The following is a 25,650-nucleotide window of genomic DNA, read 5'->3' on the forward strand; positions in this document are numbered from 1 at the left end:
GAGCAGGGAGCAGGGAGCAGGGAGCAGGGAGCAGGGAGCAGGGAGCAGGGAGCAGGGAGCAGGGAACAGGGAACAGGGAGCAGGGAGCAGGGGGAAATTATTTGTATTTTCCCAGTCACCAATCACCAATCACCAATCACCAAGCAAAACAGATATGATAGGTGTTAAAACAAACATGATATGAGTATTTTAGATTCTATGCCAGATGAACCGGGAGAAGATTCATCACCTGAATCATCAAACCCTGGTAATCAGCCAGATATACACCAACACTTAAAGCGTCCCCAACTTAAAGTTGATGCTCCTTTGAGGATGGTGGAAACGGCATTTTTAGCCAGTACAGCTAGTTTAATTTGGTTTATTAATTTTTATTTTCCTTTGGGTCCGGTTTTACGGATGTTTTTCCCTTTACCCATTGCTTTAGTTTATTTGCGCTGGGGTAAACGTGCTGCCTGGATGGCTGCGGTAACATCTGGTTTACTGTTGGCGGTGCTGATGGGACCTGTTCGCAGTATGTTATTCGTGATGCCTTTTGGTTTGATGGGTGTACTTTTAGGGGCAACTTGGCATCGTCGTGTACCTTGGATTGTGTCAATTACTTTAGGTATGCTCCTGGGTACTTTGGGTGTGTTTTTCCGACTGTGGTTACTGTCGGTTTTATCTGGTGAAGATTTGTGGGTTTATGTGATTAACCAGGTGACAGAAATTATTGAATGGATATTCCTGAAACTGCAAATATTAGCAACTCCTAATGTGTTTGTTGTTCAGGTGGGGGGGATGCTTTTGATTGCATTCAACAACTTGATTTATTTGTTTGTGGTACATCTGGTAGCATGGTTACTTTTGGATCGTCTGGGAAATCCTATCCCCCGTCCCCCACGTTGGGTACAAATCTTGTTGGATTATGAAGGTTAGTGATTGGTGATTGGTGATTGGTGATTGGTGATTGGGAATAATATTACCCATTCCCCATTCCCCATTCCCCATTCCCTATTCCCCATTCCCTATGACTAATAACAATGATTAAAATTTATACCCAAATTGAACAGGGTGAAGCATGGCTCAAACGTTATTATGGTAGTTTACCTATTTTTGCCTGTGTTTTAGGTTTTACAGAAACTTGTTTGATTCCTGGTATTTCTGCTGCTGGTTTGACTCCAGAGGATAGAAAATATACTGCTTGTGCTGATGCGGAATTTTTGTATTATGGTGCAGCACATCAGCCTCAATATCCCTTACCACCTTTGACTGCTGGCGCTTCCCCGGTGCTAATTTCTCGTGCTGTGGTGGAAGAACTAAAAATACCAGTTTATTTGTTTAATGCGGGTTTACCTTTGATTCCGGCTGTACCATTAATTGATTTGGGAGGCACGACTGCTAGGTGTTTAAGCACAGGTGCAGCTATGGAAATAGCCACAGTTAAACATTTGCTGGAACAAGGTTTACTTTGGGGTGATCAACTCGGTGCTAAACACTCTCAGGGATATCTAATTTTAAGTGAGTGTGTTGTGGGTGGTACTACAACTGCTTTGGCAATTTTAACTGGTTTAGGTATTGATGCGGCTGGAAAAGTTAATAGTAGTCATCCTGTTTGTAATCATGCACAAAAGTGGGCTGTAGTACAAGCAGGTTTGGAAAACCGACACAATTTTACAGATCCTCTGGAACTGGTGGCCGCAGTAGGTGATCCCATGCAAGTAGTGGTAGCTGGGATGGCGATCGCTGCTAGTCGGCGTTGTGGGGTTTTGCTGGCTGGTGGTACACAAATGCTGGCTGTTTATGCTTTACTGCAAGCGATCGCTCAAGCTTACTCTTTGTCTTGGCAACCAGAAGCAATAGTTGTTGGTACAACTCGTTGGGTTGCAGAAGACACTACCGGGGCTACAGTTGACTTAGCCCTCAGCTTGGGTAAAAACAACTTTAGTTGGGGTAAAATCACTCCTCCCCTACTAGCTACACAATTAAGTTTTGCTAATTCTCGTTATCCCCAACTCCAAGCTTATGAGCAGGGTTTTGTCAAAGAAGGTGTTGGTGCTGGAGCAGCGTGTCTAGCGGCCTATCTCAGTCAAAATTGGCTGCAAGAACAACTTTTAACAGCCATTGAAGCCCAAATGACACAATTAATAAATTCGTTGTCGCATTAATTGTTCTTCTAAAGCAGCAATACGATTATATGCCGCTGTTAATTGTGCTGTTAGTCGTTGGATTTGAATTTCTGGTGTTATTTGCCTATCTCCAGCTTGCATATTCATATCTGGATAAATGCCATCTATTAACACATCCTTATGTTCCAAATTAGAATTGAAAGTAATCTGTGGTTTGAAGTTGAACATTTCAACTTCATGATTTTCTAGATAATTATCTTTTGGCTGTTTTTGCTCTAAAAAGCAATCAGTCAAACCCTGAGACAGTTTCCTGTCAAGGTTTTCAATCACCTGGTATAGAGCATCTACTTTCTGGCTCAAAGTCAGTATCTGTGTTTGCAGTGAGTCCATTTAATACCTTTATTCCCAAATAGTGTTTCTATGTTATTCAATTTACTGGCAATGTTAAAAATACTTATGATTTATTTAATCTTTGATATTTTTCTTGGTAGGTTGTGAAAGAGATTATTAATTATATATGTACATCAATAAAATCTATCCATATCACTCAAATATTTATTAATAAATTGAAGTATTAGGGGGCATTGCTCACCAACACTGATGGGAAAGTTACAAGATGTGAATATTGCTATACGCAAGATTGTACTAAAAAGCTGATTCTTGTCTAGGGGTAATTCATGAATTACCCCTACTTTTGTTCTATTTTGCGTAAGTCCTGCTAATAATCAGTTACAATTTGTTGTCATCGGTTTCTAAAGATACAGGAGTGAGATATTGTTATTTTCTTAGCAAATTTTGCTCCTATGGTTAAGATTATGTTGATAGCCCTAAAGTTGAAAATAAATGGATCGACGGTTTTTTTTACTAGGTACAAGCGGTATGATAGTTTCCCAAATGTTAATTGGGTGTAACCGCGAAAATGAGTCACAGTTCAAAGTACAGGTTTTAAAAGGTTCTATACCTGGACACGTTGTTAATCAATTTCGCAAAACTGTACAGTCAGAGGTAAATTTCAAGTTTGTCCCTGTTAATCAAATTTATGATTTATTTAAACAGTTACAAACTTGGCAACAACCAGACGCTAATAACAAAGAAGGATGGAGTCGTTTGATTCCATTTAGGCAAAATCAAAAAGTTACTAAATCTGACTTAGTAACATTAGGAGATTATTGGCTAAAAGCAGCTATTGAACAGAAATTAATTCAACCATTGGAAACAGAAAAAATTAAACAATGGTCAACTTTAAATCCAAAATGGCAACAACCGGTAAAAAGGGATGATCAAGGAAATATAGATCCACAAGGTAAGGTTTGGGCTGCACCTTATCGCTGGGGTAATACAGTAATTGTTTATAATCGGGAAAAGTTGCAACAATTTGATTGGCAACCACAAGATTGGAGTGATTTATGGCGCAGTGAGTTGCGATCGCGCATTTCCCTACTCAACCATCCTAGAGAAGTAATTGGGTTAGTTTTAAAGAAACTCGGAAAATCCTATAATACAGAAAATCTTGCAGAAATTTCCGATTTAGAAACAGAATTAAAAACATTAAATCAACAAGTTAAATTCTATGATTCCACTACATACCTAGAACCGCTAATTATGGGAGATACTTGGTTAGCTGTGGGTTGGTCAAATGATGTTATACCTGTACTCAGTCGTTATCCTAAACTTAATGCTATAATTCCCCAATCAGGAACAGCAATTTGGGCAGACTTATGGGTAAAACCAGCAGGAGTTGAGCAAAGCAATTTATCATCCGAATGGATTAATTTTTGTTGGCAACCAAATATAGCTAAGGAAATTACTATATTGACTAAAACCAACACGCCTATTACCACAAATATTGCTGCCTCTGATATTTCCCAACCATTACAAAACCTATTATTAACTAATCAGGAATTGTTGGAGAAAAGCGAATTTATTCTCCCATTATCAGCAGCAGCAACACAGCAATATGAATCTTTATTTAAGAAAATGAAAAATACAGGCTAGGGAGAGAACCACCTCGCTTGTTAGACACCGCAAGGGATCTAAAGAATCTGCGATCCTTTAGGACGCAGAGTGTCAAAAAATCACCGCTTACAAAATAACTGCCCCTTGCACATCAATGGGGAGCGATCGCACATGAGAAGTAATTCCCTCTTGCTTCCAAGCATTAGCCATCGCAGTTACTACAGCTTGTGTATGTAAATTATCAGTCAAAGCTAAAAGCGTAGGTCCTGCACCACTAATAACCATCCCATAAGCACCAGCAGCTAAAGCAGAAGTTTCTACATCATCATAACCAGGAATCAAAGCCTTACGATAGGGTTGATGTAATTTATCTTGCAAAGCAGCTTTTAGCCATTCTTCCCTACTCGTTGCCAAAGCCCGCAACAACAAACCCAAATGAGCAGCATTAAAAATCGCATCAGCCCGACTTATTTCCGTAGGTAAAACCTTACGTGCTTCCGAAGTTGATAACTCAAAATCAGGAATTGCCACCACAGGTATAATATCTTTGTGCCAAGTCAGATCACAAATTTTCCAACCATTCAAACCAGTGGCCGCTAAACGACATCCACCCAAAAAAGCAGGAACAACATTATCAGGATGTCCTTCCATTGCGATCGCCAATTCCATTACCTGCATATCAGACAACGGCGAACCCGCTAACGCATTACCAGCAACCAAACCACCCACAATAGCAGTAGCAGAACTTCCCAAACCTCTGGCTAAGGGTACACCCAACTTAATCTCAATTTTCACAGAAGGCGGTGTTTCCTGGATATATTCATATAACTTGACAAAAGCCTGATAAAGCAGATTACTTTCATCAGTTTGCACCTTATCGGCTTCCGTCCCAGAAACCTGAATCACCAAACCGCCATCATTGCGAGTAAACTTAAATTCATTGTGCAGTTGCAAAGCCGCACCGATGCAGTCAAAACCAGGACCTAAATTAGCAGTAGTAGCAGGGACCTTAACAGTAACAGTAGAAATAGTAGACATTTGCCGATATTTATTAATCAATAAAATAGCATCTCATGGAAAGGAATAATTTAACACTAAAACTGACATTTTAGACAGCGATTGCTTGGGCTAAACACAAACTCACCGGAATTACAATCACGACGTACCATAACCATAGTAACTTTACCATTTTTGAGGTTGCCCCCCTCAAATCTCATCACTCCAGTCACCCCCATAACGGAAAATTGTGATAGAAAACGTTTCCAGGTAAAGATACACTATTTGCAAAAACTTCCGCATTTTCCCAGTTCCGTCCGGGTTCGAGAATTTGACTCGCAGTTTCTAACCAACAAGGATTATCAATCGTCCATCCTTTTCTTTCCGAGCTTGTTTGATGATGTGCAGTCCGGTAACTGAGAGTTTGAGACTAGGCATGAGAGATTATTAGGGGCTTGTGCTAAATCTGTCAAGCTCAATTTTAGATCAGTATTATAGTGAACCGAAACTGAACTAGAAATAGTTAATAGACATCAGTGATATTAAGTATATTCCTCAAAGACGACGGAAAAGACCATGAAGCACTTTATCTCAACCGCTGTTGCTACGGTTACAATTATGGGTTCGTTATCAACTCAGGCATTTGCTCAAACCAAACCTTCCCCGGTTACAGCCTTCTTGGATCGCTTAGGGATGAATTATGAAGTCCAAAAAGATGGGACTATTGCAATATTAGCTGGAGTTGACGGTAATCGGACTCAAAATGGATTTATCGTGCCAGAAGTTGGAACACTCTAACAATGATTTTATTCTCGTAATGTCTTTTTCTCGAATCGCTAAAACACCTCCAGATGCGGAAAAAACCAAGCAATTGCAAAGCAAAGTTAATGACATATCAAGCGGTTGGGATACAGTTTCTAAAGAAGGAATGTATGCCACTTTTTACTACAAGATTATACCTCTAAACAAAGATCCGGATTTGGCGCGTAAAGACATCATAGAAATTCTCAATATTGCAGACACCGAAGAAAAAAATCTGGGTAGCAAAGACAGATTGTAAACAATTCCAAATAGAACACAGAAAAATTATGCAAAAAAGTAAATTCTTAGGGATTGTATTTATTCCCTTGCTGCTAGTTGAGGCAGTATTTGTACCCACTGCTCATGGGTTGGATGCAAGAAAGCTATACCAGCTATGTTCTCGCTTTCCCCTCAATTCCCAATGTCAAGGTTATGAAACGCCTATAGCCTTGGATGATCGAGCCGGCAAAATAGGTGATTGCATATTTAAAAATAATGAGGTAGAAAGCCGAGGACTTTGTAAGATTACTGTCAATGGTACAGGCATTACAATTTACCAAGAAACTGGCAAAGAACTGGAAATTATTAACGATAAAAAATCTACTCGTACCGTACAGATTACCCCGACTAGCGTGGGTAGAATTCAATATCGTGAAGATGAAAAAGGCAACACAGGCGCGAAGATAGTCAACACGATCCTATTTGGAGTTGCTGGTTTGCTACTCACTCCCAACAAAAAGGTATCAGAAATTGAGTTTGATTATACATCAACTACTCCCCAAGACACCAGCCAGGAAAAAAGTGTGAACTCCTTAAGGGTATTTATCGAGCGAGAAACTGGTAGAGAAATGCGATCGCAGTTAGAAAAAATCACTGGTCGTCAAGCAGAAACTCCACAAACTAAACTTTGATCGGAAAAATTAACGGCAAAAGAAATTTACTAGCAACTAATACATATCTATCATGAGCAACATTAACAACGTCCTGTGGGCGCAACAATTTGGCGGCACTGCGTTTGACGCTGGCTGGGGTATCACTGCCGACGCTTCAGGTAACACCTACGTAATGGGAGACTTTTCAGATACGGTTACCTTTGGCAACACCACCCTTACCAGTACGGGAGGTAATGATTCTTTCATCGCCAAGCTTGACAAAAGTGGTAACGTCCTGTGGGCGCAAAAATTGGGCGGTAGTTCATACAATACATCTAGCGGCATTACAGTCGATAATTTAGGTAACACTTACGCCACAGGTTTTTTCTTCGATCCTGCGACCTTTGGTAATATCACCCTTACCAGTACAGGTCTGGGTGATGCCTTTATCACCAAACTCGATAGCAGTGGTAACTTCCTCTGGGCGCAAAAATTTGGCGGCGCATCCTATGACATAGCTATGGGCATTAGCGTCGATAGTTCCGGTAACTCCTACGTCACAGGCAGTTTCTCTGATACCGCTACCTTTGGCGATATTGCTCTTACCAGTGCAGGTAGTGATGATGCTTTCATCACCAAGCTTGATAGTAGTGGCAAATTCCTCTGGGCGCAGAAATTTGGGGGTACATCCTATGACTATGGCGAAGGTATTGCCAGCGATGGAGCAGGTAATAGTTACATCACAGGATATTTTTCAGATACTGCTACTTTCGGAGACATTACCCTTACCAGTGCAGGTGGTAGTGATGGATTCATAACCAAGCTCGATAGTAGTGGCAAATTCCTCTGGGCAAAGAAATTGGGTGGTACATCCTATGACTCTGCTCACGGCATTACTGTCGATAGTTCTGGTAACACCTACATCACGGGAAGTTTCAATGGTATTGCCACTTTTGGCAATATTACCCTGACCAGTACGGGAAATGATAATGCGTTCATCACCAAGCTTGATAGCAGTGGCAAATTCCTCTGGGCGCAAAAATTCGACAGTATTTTCTGTGAAGCTAACGGCATCACTGTCGATAGTTCAGGTAATATCTACGTCACAGGATATTTTTCAGATACAGCCACTTTTGGTAACATCACCCTTACAAGTGCAGGTGATAGTGATGCCTTCGTTGCCAAACTTGACAGTAACGGCAAATTCCTATCGGCACAGAACTTTGGTGGCACTTTAGCAGACAGGGGTTTAGATATAACCTCTGACGCTAAGGGTAACATCTACGCTACAGGAGGCTTTGAGAATACTGCCACCTTTGGTAATCAATATTTGCGCCGTTTCTCATTGTCAATGGCACACCAGACCAACTTCTTGATAGCAACCCCAATAATAACCCCGCCATTTACTTCCCGTATATTGGTGCAAATTCGGACAAAGTAGACCATGTGCGGATGTTAGGCAACAATGTCTTCGGATTTGAGGACTTGCCCAATGGTGGTGATAAAGATTTCAATGATATCATCGTTAGCGTCAAGTTCAACTGATTTCTTGCTCTCAATACTATGACTTTGAGTAATAGAGAAGCTTTTAATTATTGTGCGGAGATTTGTGAAATTTCCGCTTCATCAATAATTCTTGAACTACATTCAATAGGTTAAATTATGTGGACTAAACTTATCCGAAGATTGTCTCTATTTTGCGTTGCTCTATTTTTCACTATTGCACTTTCTCTCAATCATGCTGCCGCACAAACACCTCTTTTCAGCAATCAATAATCGAAAATGTCCTGAATGTGAAAAATTTACGCTAAACAGGAATTCTACAATATTAGTTGCTGCAATGACTAGCAGTACAGGAAAGAAAAGAGTAACCCACCACTGTACAAACTGCTCATACCATAACGAGTATGAAGAAGTAATTCCAGTAATTAGTGAAAGTAGTGGTGGTGGCGGCAGTTAATTCGTAACCCACATTTCACAGAAAAACACTCACAAATTGCTTTCCTAGATATCAAAATTGATATAAAAAAAGGGGTAATCAAATTTAAGATTACTCTTTCTTTTATCAATGTTTTTGACTAGATATCAAGAGAGCGATCGCCGATTACAAATTTTGTCCCACTCTCAATAGAAATAAGTAAGTAGGCTTAATTAACTGTTAGATAGTGGAACAGGCTTCTAGCCTGTTGACGGTCTGTCTGGCCCATCTCACATCTTATATTTAATTGCAACTAGCTACTGACTTGATAACCTCAAGTTCAGATTATATCTGATATCTCAAGATCAGATGAGTTAGCTAATTTCACTTAAATTTAATGCTTCACTATAAAAAATACCCACTACCAATATAGTAAAAGTAGTGGGATTAATTTATGATCAAAAATTTTCTATTTTGTTGAGTAAACAATAAAAAACTTAATTTCGTTCCCAAGATTAGGTTTATTCAACAGTCGCCAAAACAGACTTAACCTCAACATCAGCAATTTTTGGACTGGCAAACCCAGCATAAATACCAGGCTTAGTTTCAGAAATCACAGTGTAAGATTGACGTACCTGGGCATTAATAGCCACAGTTGTAGCGTCATACATCTGCATCGCCACTTTAGGATAGAAACCAATACCGATAATTAAAACTAGAAAACAAGCTGCAATAAACACTTCACGGGGTCTAGCATCAGTGTAAAGTGATTGACCTGGTAATAAACAATCAGTACCAAAACAAGCAGTACCTTCATCTTCCAGGTTTTCCGAACCTCCATTATTGATATCACAAATCAATGCTGCATCCTTACCATAAAATACCTGACGCAGCATAGAAAGTAGATAAATAGGTGTGAGGATAACACCCACAGCGGCGAGGAAAACTGTCACTGTGCAGAAAGTGGAACTATAAACATCACTGGTTGTTACACCCACAAACACCGAGAGTTCACCAACAAAACCACTCATACCGGGTAAAGCCAGAGATGCCATTGCACCTATAGTAAACAACGCAAACACCACAGGCATCGCTTGTCCAATACCACCCATATCCTTCATCACCATTGTATGGGTGCGGTCGTAGGTGACACCTGCCAGGAAGAATAACACGGAGGCGATTAAACCATGTGATATCATTTGCAACATAGCCCCATTCATCCCTAAATCGGTGAAGGAAGCTAAACCTAGCAGTACAAAACCCATGTGAGAGATAGAAGAAAAGGCTAAACGCCGTTTCATGTTAGTTTGGGCAAAGGAGTTTAACGCACCATAGATAATATTGACCACACCGAGAATAGCTAAAACTGGTGCAAAGTAAATATGGGCATCGGGTAAAAGCTGCATATTCAGGCGAATTAAACCATAACCGCCCATTTTTAGTAACACACCTGCCAAAATCATAGATACAGGTGAAGATGCTTCACCGTGGGCATCGGGCAACCAGGTATGTAAGGGGAAAATTGCCAACTTCACCCCAAAGGCAACGAACAAACCTGCATAAAGCAGTAATTGTAAACCGAGAGGATAACTTTTAGTAGCTAAGTCACTGATATCAAAACTGAGAACACCGTCACCTTGTAAACCCATTGCGAGGGCGGCTACTAAGATAAATATAGAAGCTGCTGCGGTATATAGTATAAATTTGGTTGCGGCGTAGCGTCGTTTTTGACCACCCCAAATGGAAACTAACAGATATACGGGGAGAAGTTCTACTTCCCACATAATGAAAAATAACATCAGGTCTTTGGCAACAAACACCCCTATTTGTGCCGAATATAGCACCAACATTAAAAAGTAAAATAGGCGTGGTCTGCGGTCAACTTGCCAAGCTGAAAATATAGAAAGGGTGGTGACAAAACCTGCTAAAAGTACCAAAGGCGCAGAAATACCATCCACTGCCACAGACCAGTTTAGTCCCAGGGTAGGCATCCAGGCATAATTTTCTATGAGTTGGAAACTCGCATCAGCAGGATTGTAATGTGTCCAGAAAGCATAGCACATTAACGCAAAGTCAGCGATACCTACACCCAAAGCATACCACCGGACAAGTTTACCGTCTTTATCAGGTAGTACAGGAATCAGAAAGGATGCAAGGAGAGGGAGGAGAATAATCGCGGTCAGCCAAGGAAATTGTTCCGCCATCATGTCAATAGAGAAAAATACTTATTTGTGTAATGATGACATTGTACTGGAATTTGTAACAATTTCTTTATCAATTTTTACCCTCTTTACATATAGAGAGAATAAATACCTAGAAAAATCCTATGGTTAGTATTGGTAAGGGTATATGTAGCTGATGTGATAAGATTTAGTTATGTTATGAGTGGCGATCGCACTATTAAATTAAATCTATTAAATTAAATCTATTAAATCCATGACAGAGATTCAATTAGTAACGGAAGGTCTTTATGATCAAGATCAGTATCTATGGTTAGAAGATACCATCCTCAAACTCAAGGCGCGAGATTTTCATGGGTTGGATGTGGAACATTTAATTGAGGAGATGGAAATCTTGGCGGGTAGGGATAGGGCTGAAGTTGAAAGCCGTTTAATTGTATTATGGACACATTTATTAAAACGGATTTATCTTAATAGTGAATATGATAATCGTGGTTGGGAAGTGACGATTCGAGAACAACGTCGTCAGTTAAGAATACTTTTGAAACAATCTCTTAGTTTAAAACAATATTTTACAGAAGTATTGGATCAAGCTTGGGAAGATGCGTTAATGGAAGTTAGGGAAGATTATCCTCAAATTGAGTTTCCTGATTTGTGGCATTTTAGTCTTAATGTTGATGCACTTTTGAGTGAGAAATTTTGGGAATATTCTTAATTTTTTTGTCAGAATCAGGATGTCCAGGATTAAAGGATTAACAGGATTGAGAATTTAAGCTACTGCAAATCCTGTATATTGTCTGACATTAGGTTCATGAAATCCTAAAACAATCTCTTCTTTAGGAATACCGGATTCAATCAGTTCACTAGCAACACCATATTCTGTATTATCACACTGAATCCAAACTTTATCGTTAATTATTTCAATATGAATTAAACAACTATGCAAATGCTGTTTTTCTGTCCAACCTTCAGAAATAATTAGATATTGATCTGTTTCTGAATCAAATGCTGCTCTGTTACGGATATTAGCGTTAGCATAGAAAATATTCAAATAGGATTTAAGGACATTGCGAATTACATTTCGATAAGTTTCTATTCTATCCAGTGGGTGATTTTCTCCCCCCAGTATTCAGACTATAGCAAATCATTTTCCGCATCTAATATCCTTTTTCCATGAATTACAGATGCAATAGTTATGGTATCATTCTCAATTCGATAAATAATTCGATAGTTGTAGGCAAACTTTTCTCTAATATTATCTTCTTTTAATTCTGGTACTATACGACCAGAAAAGGGAAAGTTATTCAAATTTCGAGTAACATCAAGAATTTTCTGAACAACTGCTGCTGCATAAGCAGATGAATCACGGGATATATAGTTAGCAATTGCTTCTACATCTTCTATTGCAGTGGAAGACCAAACTACTTGATAAGCCATTTATTTAACCGTTCTTCTACTGCTACTTGTGAAATAGTCCCCTCTTTATCAGCCACTTCTAAACCACGACGTACTTTTTCAATTACATATAAATGATATTGAATATCCTCAATTGTGCAATTGTCTGGAAGTTGCTGTAAAAGAGATTGTACTTGTTCTTTTGTGGTACTCATAGTTTCATTTTGAGTTAATTTGTTGATGGGCTGGGATTTACCCAGCCAGGTTTTTTAGAAGTTTTAGAAGTTACTAAAATTAGAAATTGCTTCCTGCATTTTATTCACAACTTCATCTACAGATATCGCTCCCAACTCCCCAGATGCACGGGTACGAATACTCAAAGAATTACTTTCTACTTCCTTCGCACCTACTACCGCCATTACTGGTATTTTATCTTTTTCCGCATTGCGAATCAATTTACCCAAGCGATCGCCACTTAAATCAACTTCGGCTCTAATTCCTAAAGCTACCATTTTCGCAGCAACTTCTTTGGTAAAATCAACTTGCAATTCACCTACAGGTAAAAGTCGAATCTGCACAGGTGCTAACCATAAAGGAAAATCACCCGCATATTCTTCAATTAAAATCCCTATCAACCGTTCCAAAGATCCAAAGGGTGCGCGGTGAATCATAACAGGACGTTTACGCGAACCATCTTCAGCAACGTATTCTAAATCAAAGCGTTCAGGTAAATTATAATCTACCTGCACCGTCCCTAATTGCCATTCTCTATCTAAGGCATCACTGAAGATAAAATCGAGTTTTGGACCATAAAAAGCCGCTTCCCCAATACCTTCAAAATAGTCCATTCCCAATTCTTGCACAGCACGACGAATCGCACCTTCCGCTTTATCCCAAACTTCATCCCCACCAATATATTTATCACTGGCTGGATCACGGAAACTCAATCTCGCTTTAAAATTCTTCAGTTGCAGACTTCTAAACACCGTCAAAATCAAATCTACAACATTCAAAAATTCCTCATCCAGTTGTTCAGGAGTAACAAATAAATGGGAATCATCCACAGTAAAACCACGTACCCGCGTTAAACCACCCAGTTCTCCCGATTGTTCATAGCGGTAAACTGTACCAAATTCCGCCAAACGCATCGGTAATTCCCGATAGGATCTTAATTCACTCTTGTATATTTGGATATGAAAGGGGCAGTTCATTGGCTTGAGGACAAAACCCTGTTCAATGGCTTTAGCTTCCTCATTTTCAGCCATCATCGGAAACATATCTTCCTTGTATTTTTGCCAGTGTCCCGATGTTTTAAATAAATCAACTCTGGCAATGTGAGGAGTAACAACAGGTAAATAACCCCGTTTTAACTGTTCTTTTTTCAGGAAGTCTTCTAAAATGCTTCTTAACAGCGTACCTTTAGGAGTCCAAAGGGGTAAACCAGGACCGACAGGATCGGCGAAAATAAACAAACCGAGTTCTTTACCCAGTTTACGATGGTCACGCCTTAACGCCTCTTCTTTGCGGCGTTTATATTCTGCTAGTTGTTCGGGAGTTTCCCAAGCAGTAGCGTAAATGCGTTGTAACTGGGCTTTAGTTTCATCTCCGCGCCAATAAGCACCGGCTACGCTTTCTAATTCTATCGCTTTGGGGTTAATGTCCTTGGTATTTTCGACGTGGGGACCCGCGCACAAATCCCACCATTGATCACCTAAATGATAAATGGTAATGGGTTCTTCTTTAATATCTGCGAGAATTTCCAATTTATACGGTTCTTGAATTGCTTCAATTCGTTTTTTTGCTTCTTCGCGGTTGACTTCTTCCCGAATAACTGGGAGTTTGCGGTTAATAATCTTCACCATCTCTTTTTGGATGGCTTTTAAATCCTTATCGCTAAAGGGTTCGGGGTTATCGAAGTCATAATAAAAACCGTTTTCAATCCACGGACCAATGGTAACTTGCGCCTTGGGAAACAGCTTTTGTACGGCCATGGCCATGACGTGAGAAGCGGTATGGCGAATTTTTTTTAATGTTTCTGATTCGCTGGTGCGGGGTAAATAGATTTTCTCTGCTGGTTTTTCTAGGTTTTGAGTTTCTTGAGTTGGCGACATCGGCTGTTGAACCATTGGCGATTACAAATAGAATTGTTGAAAATATATTCTTAAAATCATAGTCCACTTGCTGACGACGCAGTGGGCTTTATTCTCTGGACTCCCCTAATTTATCACCCCCACTGAGCTAGTTGGGAAAAGCATTTCCGATTAACCGCAGTTCTGTTAACAGTTGGGGAGCAATGCGATTTTGTGGGATGACCCCACCTCACAGGGGTAGGTTTTTAATATAATCTGTGAAGGCAAGACCAGGAAGACAAGGAAGGCTTGTCCTGAGCGTAGTCGAAGGGATGGACAAGGAAGATTTTATACGGACAATGATTTTTTGACGGACTATTTTTGTGACTAAGAATACAGACTTTGTACTGTTTTCCTCCCTTGTCACCTTGTCCACCTTGTCTACCAAGTCTTGCCCTGACGACAATGTAAAATACCTACCCTTGTTGTCAAACTGCGGGCAAATTCCAGGACTTGATATTGCAAGTCTTGAGACATTATTTTTAATTGTTCAATAATTTGGTCAGAAATAGATACATTCATAATATTTTTTCCTTGAATCTTGAAATATTGTTAGTCTGACTTTTGCAGTGTAACCCAGATCAACAAGCCAAACTTCTCCACGTTTAGGGGTACTCATAGTCTGTTTCCTGTTGATCTAATTCTAAAAAAATTTCTTCAGCATTCCACACTAAATCGTCATCGGATAAAGGTGGAAAGTCTAAATTTGTAACTCGTTTCAAAATCTCCACAGCTATTTCTAATCTTTCGGATTCTGGTAAACTACCAAATGTGCTTAATAATTCTTTCACTAAAGTAGTCATGGATCTTTTCTCCATACACTTTTATAGCATAACATGATTATAATATTTTTGTGATACAATTGTGAATATATTTACTCAATCATATACAATGGGCAAAGCTGTTAAAGTCCAAATTGTCAAAATCGGAGATTTGCAAGGTGTTTTTATTCCTCAAACACTTTTATAACAAAGCGTAATTAACTCAGAAGTAGAAATAGAAGTTCAAGGAAATCATTTCATTATTCGCCCAGTTAAACAAGTAAGAAAAGGTTGGGAAAAAGCATTTATAGAAATAGCGGAAAATGGCGATGATGTTTTATTAGATGATGTCTAGAAACTGGGGTAAGTAAAATAATTCTTTATATATTTATTTATAGTCAAAGTTTGACCAAATTATTTAAAAAATAAAAGTCAGTCAAGGGTAAACCTCTTGACTATTTTACTATATATACTTTTCTAGGCAAAACTCGTAGTTATACTTCGTGTTACAGCAATTTAAACTACGGTATTATTTTTGTCTGTTTACAAATAGTAGATTTGACAAAAACTAATCTCAAAGTAAAATTTGGCCGTAAATTAAGGCAAATACGTAGATTGAAAAATTTAACTCAAGAACAATTAGCTGAAGCAATAGGAGTTTCTGTTGAGTTTATTAGTAATATCGAACGTGGTATTAATGCACCTTCTTTCGATACCTTGGAAAAACTCTCTGAATTTCTCCATGTTTCTTATGTTGATTTGTTTAACTTTCAAGATGAGTAACAATTATGGCAAAAAAGAAAGATGAGAATTTAAGTAATAAAAAAGTTCAGATATTTAAAAAATTAGAAGATAGAGATGAGAATGATTTAATAGACAAAACCATAGCAGAAATTAAAAATTCATCTGTCAAAGACAATGTTTTTCCTGTAGAGGCAATTTCTGAAAATATCAAAAAATTAGCTGTACAAGAATATAATATTTCTGTAGAGGCAGTAACACAACTTATCAAGTTAACTTCTAGTTTATTTAAAACACTATTATTATCAGCAGGATATGAAGAGAAAAAAATTCGTGCTATTATCACAAAATTTCGTGATGCAGGGAGACGTTCTGCACCTTGGAAACCTACATCTAGTCGTGTGCCAGGTAGGCCGCAAGATGGAAAAGATGGAAATAGAATAAATCGTTGGGAACTTCCATTAGAACATAAATTTTATGCTTCACAAGTGGATGCAACACTGGTTGAAGTAAAGTATTTTCTACAAGCTTTATCAATGAATGGATCACCTAGTTTACAAGATAATTCTATTCAAGATAGCTTTATTTGGCTGTTGGAACATTCCGTAAAACCGGGAATATATCTTGATCCTATACAATTAATTCCCATTGAATTTTCTCAGCTTATTGATACACCAAGAACAATTCAATCCGGTCATTTAATTCCTTTGGATCGTGGTGGTAAACATACCCCGCAAAATACATTTTTAATGTTAGAAAGAAGTAATCAAATCCAAGGTAATCAAACGTTAGATGAACTGCTAGAACTCATGACCAGAGTAGTTAAAGGTTATCACGAAAAAGGCAGGATATAAACTATAAGTAACTACACATCTAAATTATTAGATTTTCAATTGTTTGAGTAGTTTCTTGAATTAAAATTGACGCTTGATATCTGAGTAGATCAGCTTTATACATTTTTCCACCAATTTTATCAGCATAACTTTTATCTTGAGGATGGAGAACTGGTATTGATGCAATATAACTAGAATTAATTTCATCAATCACAGATCCAAAAATCCCACTTTTGAGTAAATTTTGTCCAATTTCACTTTTCAAATAACCGTATAAATAACCAGGATGCAACTTTTCAGGATCAGGAATTATTCTAATAATATGTTCTGATGCTGCAAAACCTTCCCAGTTTTGAGGCACACTTGATACTATTCCTGTAGTACCACTTCTGGTAATTAAAATCCATCCTGCTTTTAAAGCTAATTGTTGATAGTGAATACTGTCTTTTAAAATTCTTTTTTCTGTGACAGGAATTAGTTGTGTAATATTAGAACCTCCCAAAAAAGGAACTGAGTTTTCTAAATCTTCTGTGTATTCACGTTTAAATCTACCAGGGTAAAAAATATCTTTAACTAAATCTCCTAATGGAGTAATTGTTAAAGATAAATCCTGCTTAACAATTGTAATTAACTTATCGCGTAAATCTATTGATGAAGGACGATAATAAGCAGCATTCAAGCGAATATCGGAATTATTTTTGATGAATTGAGAAGAGATAGTAAAAGCTAATTCCGATACTTGACTGGGATTATTTCCAGCTAAAAAAGCATCATAAGCTGTGGAAATTTCAGGTAAATCAACATCTATTTCTGCCGATTCATTATTTTTAAAAATCGGTCTTCCCCGTCTGTCATGTCCGATTTTTTGGGGACAGGCCATAAATATTGGATAATCTAGTTCATCTCTCCATTGAGGATTAGGATTCAATCTTTTTTCAACTACTAAAAGTGATCCTTTTGTTCCTGTATAGGGTTGAAATGTATCTTCCGGTAAATCAACAATTGCAATTATTTTACAATTTGTCATTAACCATTCACGAACAAAACCTTCTTTGGGTCCGCTGAGGATTTGATATGGTACAACTAATACCATTCTACCTATTCCGGGAATTAAAAAATCTAAATTGCGTTCAATAAATAAAATATCCGGTGATCTGGGTACAATTTTTTCGGTTGATTTTTGCCATTTATGACCCGCTTTTTTCCAAGCATAAGCTAAAGAGAATCTTTTTAATGTTTCTGTATCTTTAACTACAATCTTTGTACCAAAGGGGGGATTTCCTACCATAAAATATCTAGATTTTGGTTGAATACGCTCAGATATTTCCTTTTTCCAAGTTCCATAAGGAGCTAAACTATCTTGTCTTTCAACCAACATTTTAGGTAGGCTAAAAAATTCCGGTGAAGTGTTAGATATCTGCACCAAGTCTTGATCTACTTCTAACCCAATAAGTAGTTCACTAACTAAATTATTTTGTTCTTCTTCGGTAATTATACTTTCTGCTTGAGCTTTATTAATAATAATGTTTTTTGCACTATGTAAAAAACCAGAAGTTCCACAACTGATATCTGCTAATGTTTGATGTTTTTCTCCTGTAAATCCTACTAAATGTAAAGCTAAATCTACTACATAACGATGGGTAAAAAACTGACCTCCTTCTCTTTTAACTGTATAAACTCTAAATGCTTCTAATGCATCACCTAAAACATCTGTAGGAGTTTTTTTCAAAGATAATCTTTCTAGTTGAAAAACAGCATGATAAAGGGATTGATCATCCAAGTCTAAATTTCCTAATTTTTGCTTTTCATTTCTTTCTAAATCATATTGAGTAAGTAATTTACGCAGACGATTTGCGACTGAGACAACAGCATCAGATGGTATAATTTTATCACCATTTAACCCCTGTGGTAGTTCATTTTCTGCAATATAAAAATTACTTCTGTTATGAGGTTGTTCTTCATCAAATTTTTTCAATAAAATTATTTTTTGAATTTCTGTACCCAAACGGGAAGGAATGCGAATATTACTATTACCATAAAAATGATCATGCAAGTCTGATAAAATTTGCTTTAAATCATAAGCAGGAGTTAAATTAGATTTGAAATGTTGACTGAAAATACTATTTTCTTGATTAATTTCAGCCCAATTAGGTAAAAATGGAGGAAGTTCTTGATATTTTTCTTGAGAATTAAGATAGAAAAGCTTTAAGATTTTACCATTAAACCAAATTATTTTTTTTGCTCCTGAGTCTTGAAATGAGTTTACCCATTCATAGCTAAAGGTAAAGCCATTTTTAGCTATGCTGACCACTAATAATGGTTCTATATGCAGGACAGCATCAGGAGAAAAAACAATAATATCTGCTGCGTAATTTTGACCATTTTTACCTAAAAAGCTAGAGTTTAAAAGTAAGCCATTTGGAGGATAGCCAGATGCTTGTATCCTTCTTAATATTTCCTGTCTTGTTGATTCTAGAGAATTTGCTTGTAACGGGATCTTTTGGGACTTGAGATTACTTGATTTCATGAGATTAGCGCAAATGTTTGCTGAATAAATAACCTTCTCTTTTCTTCCTCTTCCTCTTCTTCCTTCACGCTCTTCGCGTCTTCGTGGTTAATTCCTCCTAAAACAAAAGACGCAGAAAACAACTCTCTGCGTCTCTGCGTGAAAAAACCTAAACCATCCCAGAAGTCTGCACCGTAGGCTGAGGCTGAGGCTGGAACATAAACAGCGAATAAACCACATCACGGCGGATATTCACCATCATATCCAAGAACAACTCATAACCCTCACTCTTGTACTCAATCAGAGGATCTTTTTGCCCATAACCACGCAAACCAACCGACTCCCGCAAAGCATCCATTTGTTGCAAGTGTTCACGCCACAAAGTATCTATGCGTTGCAAAATAAAGAACCTTTCCGCTTGACGCATCAAACCCGGTTGAATTTGATCAATTTCTGCTTCCTTAATATCATAAGCAATACGCGCTTGTTCATGGAGGAAAGCCTTAATTTCCGGTACTCCCATATCCTCCAACTGACTAGACTGCATATCAGCCAACAGGTAAACAAACTCCTTCACCTTATCCACCAACTTCTCTAACTCCCATTCTTCCGAAGGTAAATCAGGGTTAATGTAATAATCAACGATGTCATCCATCGTTTTCTCAGCATATTTAATTACCTGTTCCTTCAGGTCTTGACCTTCCAACACCCGCCGACGTTCCGCATAAATAGCACGACGTTGGTTATTCATTACCTCGTCATACTCAAATACTTGTTTACGGATGTCATAGTAATAGGTTTCAACCTTTTTCTGAGCGCCTTCCAAACTGCGAGTTAACATACCTGACTCAATAGGCATATCTTCCTCTACTTGGAAAGCATTCATTAAGCCGGCAACGCGATCGCCCCCAAAGATCCTTAACAAGTTATCCTCTAAACTGAGGAAAAATCTCGTTGTTCCAGGGTCTCCTTGTCTGCCCGCCCGTCCGCGTAACTGGTTATCAATGCGTCGTGATTCATGACGTTCAGTACCAATAACGTGCAAACCGCCACGGTTCACCACATCATCATGTTCACTACCAGTAAACTCTTCATACTCATGCTTAATGCGCTGGTAAGCTTCCCGCAATTTTTGAATCACAGGATCATCAGTAGGCGCTTTTTCCGCAGCTACCGCGATTTTTTCTTCCGCTTCCAACTCCGGTAAACTTCTTTCACCGTAAGCTTTTACCGCCACGTCTACCGCTTCTTTTAACAGTTGTTCTGTTTCCTTTGATATCTGAGTGGGGAAAATTTCCGGGGAAGCACGCCAAGTTTTCACCTTTTTACCAGGCACAAAACCCTGTCCTCCACCATGACCGGTAGGAAGTCCAGAAGCCCGTTGAATGCTAAACTCATCATCTTCAGGGCTAACGATCCGGGGCATAAAATATTCCCGCAACTTTAACCGCGCCATATATTCGGAGTTACCACCCAGGATGATATCTGTACCCCGTCCTGCCATGTTGGTGGCAATGGTTACAGCCCCTCTGCGTCCAGCTTGGGCGACAATTTCCGCTTCCCGTTCCACGTTTTCCGGTCTAGCATTTAGCAACTCATGGGGAATTTCTATTTCTTTCAAGAGACGGCTAAGAAGTTCGGATTTTTCTACACTGGTCGTACCCACTAACACAGGTCTACCTTGTTCGTGCATTTCCGCACATTCTTTAGCGATCGCCCGCCATTTACCTATTTCCGTCTTAAACACCATATCCGATAAATCTTGGCGTTTTCTCACCCGGTTGGTAGGAATAATGCTTACTTCTAACTTATAAATCTTTTCAAATTCCACCTCTTCCGTCTTCGCTGTTCCTGTCATTCCTCCCAACTTGGGATACAGCAAAAACAGATTTTGATAGGTAATAGTTGCCAGAGTTTGGGTTTCTGGCTGAATATCTACCCGTTCCTTCGCTTCAATAGCTTGGTGCAGTCCATCACTCCAACGTCGTCCCGGTAATACCCGACCCGTAAATTCATCAACGATCACCACTTCCCCATTACGGACAATATAATTCACGTCTTTGAGAAATAGTTCCTTAGCTTTAATCGCATTAAACACAAAATGCGCCCAAGGATTTTCAGGATCAAACAAATCAGTTACATTTAAAAGGTCTTCCGCTTCTGCAAAACCTTCATCCGTTAACAGGACATTACGTGCTTTCTCATCTACTTCGTAATGTTCATCTTTTTTAAGAGTAAAAGCAATTTCTGCCGCTTGTAAATACTTTTCTGTCGGTCTTTCCACCTGTCCAGAAATAATTAGCGGTGTCCGTGCTTCATCAATCAGAATCGAATCTACTTCATCAATAACACAATAATTAAACGGACGCTGCACCACCTCCGCCATAGAAGTGGCCATATTATCCCGCAGGTAGTCAAAACCGATTTCACTGTTAGTTACATAAGTAATATCACAGTCATAGTTTTTCTTCCGTTCTGTGGGACTCATGCTGGCTTGAATTAGCCCCACACTTAAACCCAAGAAGCGGTGAACCTGTCCCATCCATTCCGCGTCCCGACGTGCCAGGTAATCGTTCACTGTAATAACGTGAACACCTTTACCCGTAAGGGCATTTAAATAACTCGGTAAGGTAGCGACCAAGGTTTTACCTTCACCGGTTTTCATTTCCGCTATTTGCCCAGTATGCAGAATTGCCCCACCGAGTAACTGTACATCAAAATGTCGTAATCCTAACACCCGTCGAGCAGATTCACGAACAACCGCAAAAGCCTCTGGCAGAATATCATCAAGGCTTTCACCCTTAGATATACGTTGTCTAAACTCAGTAGTTTTACTTTTTAATTCATCATCAGAGAGTGCTTTAATTTCTTCCTCTAAGAGATTAATTTCTGTAATGTAAGGCTGGTATTTTTTTAGTTTACGAGCGTTGGGATCGCCCAACAATAGTTTTAGCATGGCAGTTTATAGAACTAGAACAAGGGGAATGGAAATTAAAGGTTTAGCTAAAAGCTATATAATTATAGACGCTTAACTCAACCCAACCGTTTTGGTGGTGGATGGGTAGAAAATGAGAATCAACTCAAAACCGAAATGAAAATTTACCAATCACCCGATTTTGTGATTGGTTTTAACTCATATCTTATAGTTAAACTTCTTTCATAGTATCATTTTGCCACTAGAACAGGTGACTGGGGACTGGGGACTGGTGACTGGTGACTGGTGACTGGGTAATCAATTTGATGTTTCCCAATCAACTATCAACTATCAACTATCAACTATCAACTATCAACTATTATCACCAATTTATTTTTCCCACTCTGGTGTCAGTTTGCGGAAATTATATTCATTTGCACCAGGATGACAACTAACACAACTACCCATTGTTACAGGATTTGGTAATTCTACACCAGGATGTAAAGCTTTAAAATAACGTGATCTGTTTAAACGATAGGGTGTTTCTTCGTCTTGCAGTTGCACACGGGAAAAGGTAGAAACATATTTCCATACTAAATTGCGTTGTATTCCTATTAAGGGCGTAATAGTTGCGCCATAGTGCTGGGAGTCTTCCAAGATATTTTTCCAGGTTTGGGTAGGAAATACCTCTGGTGGTAAAGCTAGATGACAGGTTGAACAGTTTTCTATATATAATTCTTTTCCTAACTTATATTGTGCGCGTACTACGTCAACTGTACCAATTTCCGGAGGGTTTGCTGCTTGGGTGCTGGTGGCTAGACCTAGTATAAATCCTATGGCGACACTCCAACCGAAAATAATCAGCATGACTATCAGTAGTTGGCGTTTGAGTTTTTTGTGGGATGATTTAGGTTTAAACATACTAGGCATAAATAGCATTATGGTAAAAGTGAATATTTTGGTTTTTGTATACACCTGATATTTAGATAGATTTTATTAGAATTTGTTGCATTAATTTCTATTTACTTGCAGGTTTTATCATTCCTTTCAAAAAGTGGAATACCATAATCTTCTAAAAAATCCTGTGCTAATGCTTGCCAACTGGCATTTAATCTAGGGTAAAATTCAGGAGTACAAACATAAGCTTCTAAATTTAAACCTGCATAATTCCTTTCTAGTTTATCATCAAATAAATCTATAGTATTTTTTAATTGTCTAATCGCATCTACTCTATTTTTGTTTACCTTCTTCAAACTGGTTGCATTTAATTTGAACTCTACAAAACAGAAATAACTTTCATCAAAAAATACAAAATCACAATGAGAATCACCAAATCCTAAAAGTCCCTGTTTACCATCAATAGGAATAAAAGCAACTCCCGTAGCATGAATGATATTAAATAATTTGCTGCTATCAAAACCATGAATTATAGTTTCCACACCATTGATTTTTAGAATAAATGTATTATCATCGAAATCAATACTGACAATGATAAAAGATTGTCCTTTATAGTCTATAACAGAAAACTCTGCTCTCAATTCTATTTGTAGAATATTAGGAAACTTAGGAAACGCATTTGATAGCAGTTCTTTAATATCGTCAAATTTGCTCATCTTCTTTTAAAAGTTCTAGCGTGGATACTGTATAAAGTCTGAAAATCACCACCCAAAATTTCGGAAACAGTATCCAGATAATTTTGTTGAATAGTACCTTTTTCAGTATTAAAAATAGACTCACAATAATGCGTTGTTTCAGAAGATTGATTACCTAATGAATAAGCTGAAAAATCCTCAGCTTTTAACCAAGAGTCTTTAGGGATAATTTCTGCTACTTCTGATTCTGCGGAGGGATTTTTTTCCACTACTCTATTTGCAAATAGGAGATTATTAAAAACTGTGAGTATATAAGGACTATGGGTAGTAATGATGAGTTGATTATCTTGATCATGATTCACCATTAAAGATAATAACTCAATCAGTTGTTTTTGTGCAATAGGGAATAAATGGGCTTCTGGTTCTTCCAATATTCTTAATATTTTGGTATTATCAAGAATATTCAGGAATATATCTTGTAAAATCCTTATAGATTCTTGCTGTCCTGATGAAGCATTAGAAAGATGAACATACTCTCCTTTTTGAGTGTTAAATATAATTTTTTCTCCCCAATTATCAATCCTGTATTCACCTTTTATTATTTCATCTATTCGGTTTTTGATACCATATAATTTTTGTTGTATATTTTCATCATCTTCATAACTTTCAATTAGTCCCTCAAAATTATCAAATTTTTTGAATGTGTCTTTAATTCTCGCAACTTTTTCCATAAATTTCAACATTAAAGTTTCATCTATTGTTTGTTGCTTACGCTGAAATGCTTTCTTGTTATTTTCCCTTTCCTCATTTTCCTCTATTGGTTTATTCCTATTTTCTTCTAAACTATTTTGAATACTTGCCGATAAGTATCTTTCAAAAAAATCAGAATAACTTACTGTCGCATTTCTACCTGCAATTACAAACAATGAATCTGTTTGATTACTTTCAAATAATTCATTCAACAACTTAGAAAGCCTTTGAGCATATCTAATTCTATTTTTCTCATACGTCAATTGTTCGTAAATATTGTTTGTACTTAAATCTTGTTGAAGAAGTTTTTTAATATTGCTTACAGAATTTTTAAAATCCTCATTAAAGAAATTATCACTGAATCGAGAATCTAGTTTTTTCTTATCATTAAGGGTTAATCTCAACCATTTATCTTCTTCAAGACTATAATAAAATGTTATTTCAAAATCAGGTAAGTGTAATGTAGAACCGAAAAAGTCGTAAAATTTTTCTCTTACGGGAAACATAATATCACGCAGTTTATCAAAATTCGCTTTTTCTGCATCCTGATATATTTGACTAAACAAATCATCTCTTAGTGATTTAAAAAAATAAATCAATTTAGCAATAGTGCTTTTACCGCTTGCTTGTTCACCAATTAAAACTAATACTTTTCTAACTTCAATCTCTGCATATTCAATAGCACCGAAGTTTTTGATAATAATTTTCTGCATGATTATAAACTGTCGTTTTATCCAATAAATTTATTATAGTTGTAACAGGTGCAAGATGTAACTATACAAAAACAAACTTTTACATCTGTCACCTGTTACCTCTCACCTTTAAGGAATAGCAACCGATCGCAATATCCGATCAACTATCGTTTTCGCATTCCTTCCCCCTCTAGGAATCAAACGATGACTCAAAACATAAGGCGCTAAAAACTTCACATCATCGGGTATTGCATATTCTCTACCTAATATAAAAGCTAATGCTTGGGCAGCTTTTTGTAATGCCACACTACCACGAGGACTAACACCTAAAGTAATTTCCTCATCCTGTCTCGTAGTTCTCACCAATTCTAAGAGGTTGTCTTAAAAGTTTTCGGCGAATATAATTCGCTACTACACAAACAAAGTCCACCTGCGTGGACTAACGAAAAATTAAGGATTTGAAACTTGCGTAGGCAGGTTTTGTCTGTGTAGATGTGATTTTTAATCGC

Annotated in this window: 23 protein-coding genes and 3 pseudogenes; 11 read left to right on the forward strand and 15 right to left on the reverse strand. The window is 37.9% G+C overall.

All coding sequences use genetic code 11. The features are described 5' to 3' along the window. The first annotated feature begins 180 nt into the window (after positions 1-180). Together PN497_RS14100 and cobT are read left to right on the forward strand one after the other, a co-directional pair. Positions 181-915, forward strand: a complete 735-nt coding sequence (locus PN497_RS14100; protein ID WP_096572174.1) for a DUF2232 domain-containing protein — start codon at positions 181-183, stop codon at positions 913-915. Between the two features lie 104 nt (positions 916-1,019). Further along, the gene (cobT, locus tag PN497_RS14105; protein WP_096572175.1) at positions 1,020-2,144 is read left to right on the forward strand and encodes a nicotinate mononucleotide-dependent phosphoribosyltransferase CobT; all 1,125 of its coding nucleotides are present in this window, start codon (positions 1,020-1,022) and stop codon (positions 2,142-2,144) included. Here cobT and PN497_RS14110 read toward each other — a convergent pair. Beyond that, positions 2,121-2,495 (reverse strand): hypothetical protein, encoded by a 375-nt coding sequence (locus PN497_RS14110; RefSeq protein WP_096572176.1) that lies wholly within the window; start codon positions 2,493-2,495, stop codon positions 2,121-2,123. The genes cobT and PN497_RS14110 overlap by 24 nt on opposite strands. A gap of 453 nt (positions 2,496-2,948) precedes the next feature. On the opposite strand from PN497_RS14110, the gene PN497_RS14115 reads away from it, so the two are divergent. Next, the gene (locus PN497_RS14115) at positions 2,949-4,100 is read left to right on the forward strand and encodes an extracellular solute-binding protein (RefSeq protein ID WP_096572177.1); all 1,152 of its coding nucleotides are present in this window, start codon (positions 2,949-2,951) and stop codon (positions 4,098-4,100) included. Between the two features lie 87 nt (positions 4,101-4,187). Here the strand turns inward: PN497_RS14115 and thrB are convergent, their stop codons facing one another. After that, complete coding sequence (gene thrB / locus PN497_RS14120) at positions 4,188-5,099, reverse strand: homoserine kinase (protein WP_096572178.1); 912 nt, start codon at positions 5,097-5,099, stop codon at positions 4,188-4,190. 576 nt (positions 5,100-5,675) lie between these two features. On the opposite strand from thrB, the gene PN497_RS14125 reads away from it, so the two are divergent. The 5 genes and pseudogenes from PN497_RS14125 to PN497_RS14145 all read left to right on the forward strand — a co-directional run. Continuing rightward, a complete protein-coding gene (locus PN497_RS14125; protein WP_096572179.1) occupies positions 5,676-5,855 on the forward strand; it encodes a hypothetical protein in 180 nt (59 codons plus the stop codon). Between the two features lie 19 nt (positions 5,856-5,874). Next, positions 5,875-6,117 carry a hypothetical protein gene (locus PN497_RS14130; RefSeq protein ID WP_096572180.1) on the forward strand — a complete coding sequence of 81 codons (243 nt, stop codon included), beginning with the start codon at positions 5,875-5,877 and terminating at the stop codon, positions 6,115-6,117. Between the two features lie 28 nt (positions 6,118-6,145). Continuing rightward, positions 6,146-6,769: a hypothetical protein gene (locus tag PN497_RS14135; RefSeq protein ID WP_096572181.1), complete on the forward strand. Its 624-nt coding sequence runs from the start codon at positions 6,146-6,148 to the stop codon at positions 6,767-6,769. A gap of 154 nt (positions 6,770-6,923) precedes the next feature. After that, a pseudogene (locus PN497_RS14140) lies at positions 6,924-7,844 on the forward strand (SBBP repeat-containing protein); the annotation flags it as partial. Between the two features lie 209 nt (positions 7,845-8,053). After that, positions 8,054-8,275: pseudogene (locus tag PN497_RS14145) on the forward strand (DUF4114 domain-containing protein); the annotation flags it as partial. Positions 8,276-9,169: 894 nt separating this feature from the next. Here PN497_RS14145 and PN497_RS14150 read toward each other — a convergent pair. Beyond that, entirely contained in the window at positions 9,170-10,855 is a 1,686-nt protein-coding gene (locus tag PN497_RS14150; protein ID WP_096572183.1) for an NAD(P)H-quinone oxidoreductase subunit 4, read from the reverse strand. A gap of 229 nt (positions 10,856-11,084) precedes the next feature. On the opposite strand from PN497_RS14150, the gene PN497_RS14155 reads away from it, so the two are divergent. Beyond that, positions 11,085-11,543, forward strand: coding sequence for a DUF29 domain-containing protein (locus PN497_RS14155; protein ID WP_096572184.1), 459 nt, complete (start codon positions 11,085-11,087; stop codon positions 11,541-11,543). 54 nt (positions 11,544-11,597) lie between these two features. Here the strand turns inward: PN497_RS14155 and PN497_RS14160 are convergent, their stop codons facing one another. The 6 genes from PN497_RS14160 to PN497_RS14185 all read right to left on the reverse strand — a co-directional run bounded on the left by PN497_RS14160 (position 11,598) and on the right by PN497_RS14185 (position 15,155). Beyond that, entirely contained in the window at positions 11,598-11,957 is a 360-nt protein-coding gene (locus tag PN497_RS14160) for a XisI protein (RefSeq protein ID WP_334310650.1), read from the reverse strand. Between the two features lie 5 nt (positions 11,958-11,962). Continuing rightward, the gene (locus tag PN497_RS14165) at positions 11,963-12,265 is read right to left on the reverse strand and encodes a type II toxin-antitoxin system RelE/ParE family toxin (RefSeq protein ID WP_096572186.1); all 303 of its coding nucleotides are present in this window, start codon (positions 12,263-12,265) and stop codon (positions 11,963-11,965) included. Next, a complete protein-coding gene (locus PN497_RS14170) occupies positions 12,250-12,438 on the reverse strand; it encodes a hypothetical protein (RefSeq protein ID WP_096572187.1) in 189 nt (62 codons plus the stop codon). Before PN497_RS14170 ends, PN497_RS14165 begins: the two co-directional genes overlap by 16 nt. Positions 12,439-12,501: 63 nt before the next feature. Further along, a complete protein-coding gene (gene thrS, locus PN497_RS14175; RefSeq protein WP_228051585.1) occupies positions 12,502-14,349 on the reverse strand; it encodes a threonine--tRNA ligase in 1,848 nt (615 codons plus the stop codon). A gap of 384 nt (positions 14,350-14,733) precedes the next feature. Further along, entirely contained in the window at positions 14,734-14,874 is a 141-nt protein-coding gene (locus PN497_RS14180) for a hypothetical protein (protein ID WP_190347504.1), read from the reverse strand. A gap of 83 nt (positions 14,875-14,957) precedes the next feature. Further along, the gene (locus PN497_RS14185) at positions 14,958-15,155 is read right to left on the reverse strand and encodes a hypothetical protein (protein ID WP_096572189.1); all 198 of its coding nucleotides are present in this window, start codon (positions 15,153-15,155) and stop codon (positions 14,958-14,960) included. A gap of 516 nt (positions 15,156-15,671) precedes the next feature. On the opposite strand from PN497_RS14185, the gene PN497_RS14190 reads away from it, so the two are divergent. Both PN497_RS14190 and PN497_RS14195 read left to right on the forward strand, forming a co-directional pair. Continuing rightward, complete coding sequence (locus PN497_RS14190) at positions 15,672-15,896, forward strand: helix-turn-helix domain-containing protein (protein WP_096572190.1); 225 nt, start codon at positions 15,672-15,674, stop codon at positions 15,894-15,896. Between the two features lie 5 nt (positions 15,897-15,901). Then, positions 15,902-16,708, forward strand: coding sequence for a hypothetical protein (locus PN497_RS14195; RefSeq protein WP_096572191.1), 807 nt, complete (start codon positions 15,902-15,904; stop codon positions 16,706-16,708). A 19-nt stretch (positions 16,709-16,727) separates the two neighbouring features. Here the strand turns inward: PN497_RS14195 and PN497_RS14200 are convergent, their stop codons facing one another. The 6 genes and pseudogenes from PN497_RS14200 to PN497_RS14225 all read right to left on the reverse strand — a co-directional run. Next, positions 16,728-19,214, reverse strand: coding sequence for an N-6 DNA methylase (locus PN497_RS14200; protein WP_096572192.1), 2,487 nt, complete (start codon positions 19,212-19,214; stop codon positions 16,728-16,730). A gap of 148 nt (positions 19,215-19,362) precedes the next feature. Then, positions 19,363-22,149 (reverse strand): preprotein translocase subunit SecA, encoded by a 2,787-nt coding sequence (gene secA / locus PN497_RS14205; RefSeq protein WP_096572193.1) that lies wholly within the window; start codon positions 22,147-22,149, stop codon positions 19,363-19,365. 348 nt (positions 22,150-22,497) lie between these two features. Then, positions 22,498-23,037 carry a cytochrome C gene (locus PN497_RS14210; protein WP_096572194.1) on the reverse strand — a complete coding sequence of 180 codons (540 nt, stop codon included), beginning with the start codon at positions 23,035-23,037 and terminating at the stop codon, positions 22,498-22,500. A 92-nt stretch (positions 23,038-23,129) separates the two neighbouring features. Beyond that, positions 23,130-23,720 (reverse strand): hypothetical protein, encoded by a 591-nt coding sequence (locus PN497_RS14215; protein WP_096572195.1) that lies wholly within the window; start codon positions 23,718-23,720, stop codon positions 23,130-23,132. Further along, entirely contained in the window at positions 23,717-25,162 is a 1,446-nt protein-coding gene (locus PN497_RS14220; RefSeq protein WP_096572196.1) for an AAA family ATPase, read from the reverse strand. The genes PN497_RS14215 and PN497_RS14220 overlap by 4 nt, the downstream gene beginning before the upstream one ends. A 108-nt stretch (positions 25,163-25,270) precedes the next feature. Beyond that, positions 25,271-25,516 (reverse strand): annotated as a pseudogene (locus PN497_RS14225) (AAA family ATPase); the annotation flags it as partial. Positions 25,517-25,650 lie beyond the last annotated feature (134 nt).

The sequence above is a fragment of the Sphaerospermopsis kisseleviana CS-549 genome (assembly GCF_028329225.1).
GTDB classification, from domain to species: Bacteria; Cyanobacteriota; Cyanobacteriia; order Cyanobacteriales; family Nostocaceae; genus Sphaerospermopsis; species Sphaerospermopsis kisseleviana.